We start from the raw sequence: 9962 nt of genomic DNA on the forward strand, positions 1-9962 counted from the left end.
CATCGAGCCGGTCTCCGGCACCGTCACCGTCGGCCCGCGCGAGCGGCTCGCGGTCGAGCGGATTCGCGGCGACCAGCTGCGCTGGTGCGGCGCCGCCCTCCCCACCGGCACCGTCCTCGACGGCGGCGACGTCACCGTCCAGCTGCGCGCCCACGGCGCCGAGCACCGCGCCGTCGTGGCTGTGGGCGAGGACCGGCTCGAGATCGAGCTGATCGACCCGGCCTACGGCATCGCGCCCGGCCAGGCCGCGGTCGTGTACGACGGCAGCCGCGTCGTGGGCTCCGCCACCATCACCGCGACCGAGCGGGTGCCCGGGTGAGGGCGACCGGCATCGGATCGTTCCCCGGAACCGAGCAGCGTGACCAGGACGAGGCGCTCGCGATGGTGCTCGGCGAGCTCGGCGGCGACGAGCAGGGGCTGCCGTTCCTGCCGGAGGTGCCGGGTCGCGGCGCCCACGCCACGATGGTCGGTCGCACCCTCGGGCTCGTCGGTGAGCTCGACGCGGACCTGCAGCCCAGCGGCTGGCGGCTGACGGGCACGTCGGGCTCCCTGCCCCTGGACCAGCGCCGCGGCCGCAGCCTGCTGAGCCAGGACCTCGACGGCCTCGAGGAGCGGGCCTCGGGCCGTACCGGAGGGTTCAAGGTGCAGGTCGCCGGTCCCTGGACGCTCGCGGCCACCGTCGAGCGCCCCCGCGGCGACAAGGTGCTCGCCGACCACGGCGCCCGCCGCGAGCTGGCCCAGGCGCTCGCGGTCGCGGTCGCCGACCACGTCGCCGACGTACGACGCCGGCTGCCCGCCGCGACCGAGCTGGTCCTGCAGGTCGACGAGCCGGCGCTGCCGGCCGTGCTGGGTGGAGGCGTGCCCACGGCATCGGGGTTCGGCAGGCACCGCACGGTGCACCCGCCCGAGGCGAGCGACGCACTCCGATGGGTGCTCGAGGGGTCGCGCGACGCCGGCGCGGTCCCGTGGGTCCACTGCTGCGCCGCCGACGTGCCCTTCGACCTGCTCCGGGGCGCCGGCGCCCGGGGAGTCCTCGTGGACCTCTCGCTCCTCGACGCCGACGGGCACGACGCGGCCGCCGAGGCACTGGAGGCCGGCGACACGGTCGCGCTGGGCGTCGTACCCTCCGAGGAGGGCGGGCCGGCCGGCGACGCCGCGCTGGTGGAGCGGGTGCAGCGGTGGATCGACATGCTGGGCGTCGACCTCGACCGGGTGTCCGGGTCGCTCCTCGTCTCGCCGGCGTGCGGCCTCGCGGGCGCGAGCCCGGCCTGGGCCCGGCGGGCCATCGAGCTGTCGCGCTCGGTGGCGCGGTCGCTAACCGGCTGACCGTCTGTCGGGTGCTGCTTCGGGTACCGTCCGAGTCGTCCGCCCCGACTCGAGGAGGAGCCTGTGACCCACCTGACCGGCAAGCGCGTCGCCATCATCGCCAGCGACTACGTCGAGGAGCCCGAGCTCGTGAAGCCTCGGGACCACCTTCGCGACAGCGGCGCCGAGGTGAAGGTCTACTCCCGTGAGGGCAAGCCGATCCAGGCCGCCCAGGGCGACGTGGAGCCGACCCGGAAGATCGATGTCGACGGATCCTTCGCCGACCTGGATGTCGACGAGGTCGACGCGCTGATCGTCCCCGGCGGCACCGTCAACGCCGATCACCTGCGGATGGACGAGAAGGCGCAGACGATCGTGCGGAAGGTGGCCGCGGCGCGCAAGCCGCTCGCCGTGATCTGCCACGGGCCCTGGCTGCTGGTCTCTGCAGGGCTGGTCGAGGGGCGCCGGCTGACGAGCTGGCCGAGCCTCGCCGACGACCTACGCAACGCGGGCGGCAACTGGCTGGACGTCGAGGTCGTCGTCGACGACTACCTGATCACCAGCCGCAAGCCGGACGACATCCCGGCCTTCGTCGCCGCCATCGAGCACGCGCTGGTCGACGCCCGCGTCTGAGCGGCGCCGCAGGCAGGGCGAGGCCCGTCGGATCTGTCCGACGGGCCTCGCTGCTGTCAGCGTGAGGATCAGCCGACGTGGACGCCGTCGGGGGCGTCGGTGGCCAGCTCGGTGTGCTTCACGTTGAGGAACGTCCAGATGATCACCGAGGCACCGAGCATCAGGAACGACGCCACCAGGAACGCGTGGGTGGCGCCCTCGGGGAAGCTGGACCCGAAGACCGCGATGTCGATGAGGGACCGGCCGCTGCCCGGCACCGGCGCCATCGGGTCACCGCCGCTCGCGGCGATCGTCTCCGCCATCGGACCGGAGACGGCCTCGGCCTGCGCGTTCATGAAGTGCAGCGCGACCGTGCTGAGGGTGGCGAGCCCGAGGGCACCGCCGACCTGCTGCATGGTGTTGAGCACTCCCGAGCCGATGCCGGAGTCCTCGGAGCGGACGTGGTGCACCGCGGTCAGCGTCAGCGGGACGAAGGTCAGGCCCATGCCGATCGCCATCATCAGGATGTAGGGGAAGATCCGCGTCCAGTAGCTGATGTCGGCGCCGCCGTCGGTGATCGCCTGGAGGACCGCCTGCGGCGACTCGTCGATCGGGATCCGCGAGAGCATGAAGAGCGCGACCGCCGCGAGCAGGGTGCCGGTGCCGGCGAGGTAGCGCGCGTCGATCCGTGGGATCAGGTTGGAGGCGATGCCCGCGCCGATCACGATGCCGAACGAGAACGGGAGGAACGCGAAGCCCGCCTCGAGCGGACCGAAGCCCATCACCTGCTGGATGAACAGGCTCAGGAAGTAGAACATCGCGAACATCGCGGCCGGCGCGATCATCATGGCGGCGAAGCTCGTGGCCCGGGTGCGGTTGGCGAAGATCCGGACCGGCAGCAGCGGGTGCGTTACCCGCGACTCGATGACGGCGAACGCGCCGAGCAGCGCGACGCCGGCCACCAGCGAGGCGATGGTCTGGGCGTGATCCCACCCGTAGGCCTCCTCGCCGGCACGGGACAGGCCGAAAACGATGCCGAGCAGGCCGAGCGTGCCGGTGATGGCGCCGGGGATGTCCATCTGCCCGGGGTGCGACTCCGACTCCGCCAGCACGCGCGGGGCCATGAAGGCCGCAACCAAGCCGATCGGGACGTTGATCAGGAACGTCAGCCGCCAGCCCTCGACGTCGAAGCCGACGAACGAGTCCAAGCCGGTGAGCCAGCCGCCGAGGATCAGGCCGATCGCGGCGCCGATGCCCGACATCGTGGCGTAGGCCGCCATCGCGCGGTTGCGCGGCGGGCCTGCCGGGAAGGTGGTGGTGATCAGCGCCAGCGCGGCCGGTGCGGCCATGGCCGCCCCGACGCCCTGGAGGGCCCGGGCGGCCAGTAGCAGTCCCTCACTGGTCGCCAGTCCGCCGAGCAGCGATGCCACCGCGAAGAGGACGAGTCCACTGATGAAGAGCCGGCGCCGGCCGTAGAGGTCGCCGAGGCGACCGCCGAGGAGGAGCAGGCCGCCGAAGGCGAGGGCGTAGCCGGTCACGATCCAGGTCAGGTTGGCCTGGGAGATCCCGAGGTCCCCCCCGATGTAGGGCAGCGCGATGTTGGCGATGGTGGCGTCCAGCACCACCATCAGCTGCGCCGTGAGGATCAGCACCAGCGCGAGCCCGAGGTGCTTCGTCGGCGCTTCCTCGACCACGGCGGACGAGGTCGTCTCCGCGGGGTCGAGGGATTCGACGTCGGTCATGGTCGTTCCTTAGGGGGAGGGGGTGGGTGGATGGTGCTAGCCGCGGTTGGCCGCGGCCGGAATGATCACGTGGTCGATCACCGCGGTGATGACGTCCTCGGTCGGGATCTCCCCGAGCATGAACATGCGGTGCAGGAGGATCCCCGGCAGGACCGAGAGGAGGATGTCGAGGTCGATCTCGGGACGGATCTCGCCGCGGGCGATCGCCTGCTGGTAGATGGCCGTGGTGACCGCCGCCTTGGGGCCGATGAAGTCGCGGCGGAACGCCTCGGCGAACTCCTCGTCGCGGCTGATGGCGGTGATCAGGCTGCCGAGGATCGCCATCTGACGGCGGTCGGTCATCCCGCCCATCCCGCAGAACGCGGCGAGCAGGTCGCCTCGCAGGCTGCCCGTGTCGGCGAGCGCCGGCGCCGGCTTCTGGGAGATCAGGGCGTCGATGACGAGGGCGGCCTTGCCGTTCCACCGGCGGTAGAGCGTCGCCTTCGAGGCCTTCGCCCGCGCCGCGACCGCGTCCATCGTCAGCCGGTCGTAGCCGGCCTCGGCGAGAACGTCGAGGGTGGCGTCCAGGATCTCCTGCTCGCGGTCGCCCTCCACGCGGGGACGGGTGACGTGCTCGGGGGAGCCGTGGGACGCGGCGCGCGGTGCCATCTGCGCTCCTCTCTGATCGCGGCGGTACGGATGAAACGGTACGGTTCCGTTCTGGAAAAAGATAGTACGGAACGGTTTCGTTTTGGCAAATTTCAGGTGCCGCGCCGCGTGCACCGCTGTCGGCGCGGCCGGGCAAGATGTCCCCCATGAACGACGCCGCCCTCCCCGTCGTCCCTGCCGACGCGCGGGACGAGCACGCCTCGCTCGCCGACGTGGTGGAGGAGGCTCGGTGGCGCTACTACGTGCTCGACGACCCGACGCTCTCCGACGCCGAGTTCGACCGGCTGATGCGGCGACTGGAGGAGCTGGAGGAGCAGTACCCCGAGCTGCGAACCCCTGACTCGCCCACCCAGAAGGTCGGCGGCGCGGTGTCCACCGAGTTCACCGCGGTCGACCACCTGCAGCGGATGGAGAGCCTCGACAACGCGTTCTCGTTCGAGGAGCTGGAGAGCTGGTACGCCCGCCTGGCGCGCGAGGGGGTGGGCGAGCCCTCGCTGCTGTGCGAGCTGAAGGTCGACGGGCTGGCGATCAACATCCTCTACGAGAAGGGCCGGCTGGTCCGCGCGCTGACCCGTGGCGACGGCCGCACGGGCGAGGACGTCACCCCCAACGTGAAGACGATCGCCTCCGTGCCGCACCGGCTCACCGGGACCGACGAGTTCCCGGTGCCCGATCTGGTCGAGGTCCGCGGCGAGGTGTTCCTCCCGGTGGAGGCGTTCGAGACGCTCAACGTCGCGGTGACCGAGGCCGGCAAGGCGCCGTTCGCCAACCCCCGCAACGCGGCTGCCGGTTCACTGCGCCAGAAGGATCCCCGGGTCACCGCCACCCGCGCGCTGGGGATGGTGTGCCACGGCCTCGGCGAGCGCAAGGGCTTCGAACCCAAGGCGCAGTCCGAGGCCTACCGGGCGCTGCGCGCCTGGGGGATGCCGACCTCCGACCGGGTCTCGGTCGTCAGGACGCTGCAGGAGGCCGAGGCCTACATCGAGAAGTACGGCGAACAGCGGCACTCGGTCGAGCACGAGATCGACGGCGTGGTGATCAAGGTCGACGACGTCTCCCTGCAGCGCCGGCTGGGCTCCACCAGCAGAGCGCCACGCTGGGCGATCGCCTACAAGTACCCGCCCGAGGAGGTGAACACCAAGCTCCTGCGGATCGAGGTGAACACCGGCCGGACGGGGCGGGTGACGCCGTTCGGCGTGATGGAGCCGGTGCGCGTCGCCGGCTCGACCGTCGAGATGGCCACGCTCCACAACGCCCACGAGGTCCGGCGCAAGGACGTCCGTCCCGGGGACACCGTGGTGCTGCGCAAGGCGGGCGACGTGATCCCCGAGATCGTCGGCCCGGTGCTGGCGCTGCGGCCCGACGGTCTGGCGGAGTGGGAGATGCCGACGGTCTGCCCTGCGTGCGGGACGCCGCTGGCGCAGCAGAAGGAGGGCGACAAGGACCTTCGCTGCCCCAACCACGAGCACTGCCCGGCCCAGGTGCGCGAACGGGTCTTCCACGTGGCCGGACGCGGCGCGTTCGACATCGAGGGCCTGGGCTACGAGGCGGCCGTCGCCCTGCTCGACTCCGGCGCGATCCGCAACGAGGGGGACATCTTCGACCTCACCGCGGAACAGCTGCTGACGGCGCCGCTGTTCACCCGCGCCTCGAAGAAGGGCGCCCTGCGAGACGGCGCTGGCGCGGCCGCTCAGGAACCGGAGCGCGAGCTCACGGCGAACGGCGAGAAGCTCCTCGCCAACCTCGCCGAGCGCAAGCAGGTCCCACTGTGGCGGGTGCTGGTGGCGCTCTCGATCCGCCACGTCGGCCCCACCGCGGCCCGGGCGCTGGCGGCGGAGTTCGGCTCGATGGAGGCCATCCGCGCCGCGAGCGAGGCCGAGCTGGCCGCGGCGGAGGGCGTCGGCCCGACGATCGCCGCCGCGGTGATCGAGTGGTTCGGCGTCGACTGGCACCGCGAGATCGTCGACAAGTGGACGGCCGCGGGCGTCGCGATGGCCGACGAGCGCGACGACTCGGTGCCCCGCACCCTGGAGGGCCTGACCGTCGTCGTGACCGGTTCGCTCGAGGACTTCTCGCGCGACTCGGCCAAGGAGGCGATCCTGTCCCGCGGCGGCAAGGCCTCCGGGTCGGTGTCGAAGAAGACCGACTACGTCGTGGTCGGCGAGAACGCCGGCTCCAAGGCCGACAAGGCCGAGTCCCTCGGGGTGACGATCCTGGACGAGGACGGGTTCAAGCGGCTGCTCGACGGCGGCCGGGACGCGGTGACGTGACTCGCGGTGCACACTGAGCGGATGAAGCCGACGGTCCCGGTGGTCCTTCTGGCGCTCCTCCTCACCGCGTGCTCCGGCGCGGCTGGTCCCGGATCCGATCCGACCAGCTCCGCGAGCACGTCCCCGAGTGACGCGGGTGGCCCGGGTGCCGCGGGGACGACCGGCAGAGCGCCCGAGTCGTCGGCGACCGACCACGGTGCCGTCGAGCCGCACCCGGTCTCCCTCGAGGCACTGTCCCGGAAGGACTTCAACGGCGGCCGGTTCCGGCTCGGTGAGGAGGTGCTCCGCACGGCGTCCCACCGCCAGTACGTGGCGACCTACCGCAGCGACGACCTGACCATCTCCGGTCGGATCGCCATCCCCAACGGAGAGGGGCCGTTCCCGACGGTCGTCCTCGCTCACGGCTACATCGACCCGGCGGTCTACGAGAACGGGCAGGGCATGACGCGCGAGCGGGCCTGGTTCGGCGACAACGGCTACGTCGCCCTCCACGTCGACTACCGCAACCACGCGTCGTCCTCCGATGACCCGCGCGGCGAGCTCGACATGAGGCTGGGCTACACCGAGGACGTGATCAACGCGGTGCACGCGCTGCGGAGATGGGACGGCCCGGTCGACGACGACCGGGTCGGGCTCGTCGGTCGGTCGATGGGCGGGGGAGTGGTCTACAACGCGCTCGCGGTCGCCCCCGGCCTGGTCGACGCCGGCGTCGCGTTCGCGCCGGTGAGCTCCGACGCCGTCGACAACTTCGAGCGGTGGATCCGCCCCGATCCGGGCCGCGGAGACATCGCTCGGCGCATCCTCCGGCGGTACGGCGGGCCCGAGGCGAACCCCGGGTTCTGGCAGGGGATCAGTGCGCGCGCCAGCTTCGACGACATCACCGAGCCGGTGCTCATCCACCACGGCACGCTCGACGACACCTGCCCGATCCGTTGGAGCCGGCAGACCGCTCGGCTGATGCGGAGCGCCGGGGTCGACGTGACGCTGCGCATCTACGAGGGAGAGGGCCACGCCTTCGGCCCGCAGTTCCCGCTGGCGATGCAGCGCACCCTCGGGTTCTTGGACCGCCACCTCGCCTGAGCCCGCCCCGGACCCCGGCTGCCGGGTGGTGAGCCGGTGGGCGGAGCCCGCTTTGGGCATCGGCGTCGTCCCCTTTACCCTGCTCGCGATGATTGCGGAGCAGCTAGCGACAGCATTGCTGGTCGCCACCGGTCTGTTGGTGTCTGCCTCGTTCGCCCTCTTCACCGTCCGCAGCGGCCGTCGACGAGGCGCCGGCACCGGCTGGATGCGAGGGGCGGCGGCCGCCACGGTGGTAGCCCTCGCGACGCTGGCCCTGGCTGCCGTCAGCGGCGCCGAACCCGGCTCCGCGACCGGCCTCGCGGTCGTGCTCGGTGGCAGCGTGCTGGCCTGGACACCGGTCGCACGCCACTGGGCCGTCCGGGGCCTGGTCGCCTGGGCGCTCAGCATCGACACGGCCGTGCTCTACCTCGCCTACGTCGCACACTGGACCGCAACCGCGGACCTCGGGCCGCTCGGCACTCTCGCCAGCGTCGCCCTCGTCCTGCTGGAGGCCTTCGTCCTCCTCATCGGCGCCGGGTACGTGTGGGAGATGGTCGACGTGCTCGCGCGCCGCACCTGGTCGACGAGCGGCCTCGGTGACGGAACGGCGACGCCGGGTCGCCGGCCGTTCGTCTCGATCCACGTCCCGACGCACAACGAGCCGCCCGACCTGGTGATCGGGACGCTCGAGGCACTGGCCACCCTGGACTATGACGACTACGAGGTGCTCGTCGTCGACAACAACACCGGCGACCCCGCGCTCTGGCGGCCCGTGCAGGCATGGTGTGACGGACAGGCGAGGTTCCGGTTCCTCCATCTCGCCGACTGGCCGGGCTACAAGAGCGGGGCGCTCAACGAGTCGCTGCGCGTGACCGACCCGCGCGCGGAGCTGGTCGGCATCGTGGACGCCGACTACATCGTGGAGCCGGACTTCCTCGCCCGGTGCGCGCCGCTCTTCACCGACCCCGACGTCGCTTTCGTGCAGACGCCGCAGGACTACCGCGACTGGGACGTCTCTGCGTACTTCCGTCGGCTCTACCGCTCCTACAGCTACTTCTTCGACGTCTCGCAGCGGTCCCGCGCAGAGCGCAACGGCGCGATCTTCGGCGGCACCATGGGCCTGATCCGCAAGGCGGCGCTGGAGGCCGTCGGCGGCTGGGACGAGTGGTGCATCACCGAGGACGCCGAGCTGTCGCTCCGGCTGCTGCGTGCGGGTGGGCGCGGTGTGCACGTCGACAGCTCGTTCGGGCGCGGCATCATGCCGCTGACCTTCGAAGCGCTGAAGCGGCAGCGGTTCCGCTGGTGCTTCGGCGGGGTGCAGATCCTCCGCATGCACCTGCGCTCCCTGTTGCCCGGACGCCGGACGCCGGAGAACCAGCTCACCCTCGCCCAGCGATGGGCATACCTGGTCGGAGGGCTGCAGTGGTTCGGCGACCTCGCGTCGGTGATGTTCACCGGTTTCCTGGCGCTGGGCGCGCTCGACGTGGTCCTCGGCCACGGCGTCGTGGTGCGCCGCCTGTCCGGTCTCCTGCTTGCCTGCGCGGTCGTGCTCGTGGTGCTGGGTGCGCTGCGTTCACTGGCCCTCCTGCGACGGACCAGCGGCGCGGGATGGCGTGAGTCCGTGGGGGCGCTGGGGATCTGGCTGGCGCTCGGCCGGACGGTCGCGATGGCGTCCTGGCGCGCCCTCGTCGCCCGCGAGGGCGTATTCCTCCGGACGCCCAAGGTCAGGGGTGAGATCGGCTGGCGCGACGCCGTCCGCGGCAACCGCGTCGAGCTGTTGCTCGGCGCGGCCTGCGCCGCGATCGCCGCGCTTGCTCTCGCCCAGGGGAGCGTCGCCGCGGTCGCGGTCGGCGCGCTGCTGCTCCTGCACTCGCTCGGCTACCTCGCCGCGCCCCTCAACAGCGTCGCGGCGATCAGCTCCGACCTGCCCGACGAGCTCCGCCGTCGCCGCCGGGAGGCGCTCGTGTCCTGGAGCAGCAGGAGCGCGCGTCGCAGCGGCTTCGTGATGGTCGCGACCGCCGCTGTGCTGACGGCCTTCGTCGGCTTCGCCGCCCCGGTGCAGGGCCCGGAGCTGCCATCGGTCAGTGACGAGATGGCGGACTTCGTCGAGCAGCACAGCGAGCGCGAGGTGGCTGACCGCGAGCAGCACGACCCCGGCCGGTCGACCGACGGTCCGGCGTCGGTGGCGACCACGGCGGTCGTCGTGGAGCCGTCCATCACACCGGCCGGCGTCCCCGCTACCGACGTGCCGACCGTGGGTGAAAGCAGCCGCTCGGCCCCTCAGCCGTCGCCCACGGCCGATCCGACCAGCGCCCCGACCAGCGCC

General features: G+C 72.1%; 8 protein-coding genes. 6 read left to right on the forward strand and 2 right to left on the reverse strand.

Features of this window, described 5'->3' with window-relative positions; genetic code table 11:
- From E7Z54_RS20350 to E7Z54_RS20360, 3 genes are all read left to right on the forward strand, one after another.
- On the forward strand, positions 1-319 hold a 319-nt coding region (locus E7Z54_RS20350; RefSeq protein ID WP_346763556.1), incomplete at its 5' end, for an aminomethyltransferase beta-barrel domain-containing protein.
- Positions 316-1326 (forward strand): methionine synthase, encoded by a 1011-nt coding sequence (locus tag E7Z54_RS20355; protein ID WP_240769810.1) that lies wholly within the window; start codon positions 316-318, stop codon positions 1324-1326. The genes E7Z54_RS20350 and E7Z54_RS20355, both read left to right, overlap by 4 nt.
- A gap of 63 nt (positions 1327-1389) precedes the next feature.
- On the forward strand, positions 1390-1938 hold the full coding sequence (locus E7Z54_RS20360; RefSeq protein ID WP_136436561.1) for a type 1 glutamine amidotransferase domain-containing protein: 549 nt from the start codon (positions 1390-1392) through the stop codon (positions 1936-1938).
- 68 nt (positions 1939-2006) lie between these two features.
- Here the strand turns inward: E7Z54_RS20360 and E7Z54_RS20365 are convergent, their stop codons facing one another.
- Positions 2007-3659, reverse strand: coding sequence for an MFS transporter (locus E7Z54_RS20365; protein ID WP_136436562.1), 1653 nt, complete (start codon positions 3657-3659; stop codon positions 2007-2009).
- A 36-nt stretch (positions 3660-3695) separates the two neighbouring features.
- On the reverse strand, positions 3696-4307 hold the full coding sequence (locus E7Z54_RS20370; RefSeq protein WP_136436563.1) for a TetR/AcrR family transcriptional regulator: 612 nt from the start codon (positions 4305-4307) through the stop codon (positions 3696-3698).
- Positions 4308-4453: 146 nt separating this feature from the next.
- On the opposite strand from E7Z54_RS20370, the gene ligA reads away from it, so the two are divergent.
- From ligA to E7Z54_RS20385, 3 genes are all read left to right on the forward strand, one after another.
- Entirely contained in the window at positions 4454-6577 is a 2124-nt protein-coding gene (gene ligA, locus E7Z54_RS20375) for an NAD-dependent DNA ligase LigA (protein WP_240769811.1), read from the forward strand.
- 21 nt (positions 6578-6598) lie between these two features.
- Positions 6599-7657 (forward strand): alpha/beta hydrolase family protein, encoded by a 1059-nt coding sequence (locus E7Z54_RS20380; protein WP_136436567.1) that lies wholly within the window; start codon positions 6599-6601, stop codon positions 7655-7657.
- Positions 7658-7745: 88 nt separating this feature from the next.
- Positions 7746-9962: glycosyltransferase family 2 protein (locus E7Z54_RS20385; RefSeq protein ID WP_136436568.1), on the forward strand; the 2217-nt coding region annotated here is incomplete at its 3' end.

Origin of the sequence: Nocardioides sp. (assembly GCF_004803405.1) — a bacterium.
In the GTDB taxonomy this organism is placed as follows: Bacteria; Actinomycetota; Actinomycetes; order Propionibacteriales; family Nocardioidaceae; genus Nocardioides; species Nocardioides vastitatis.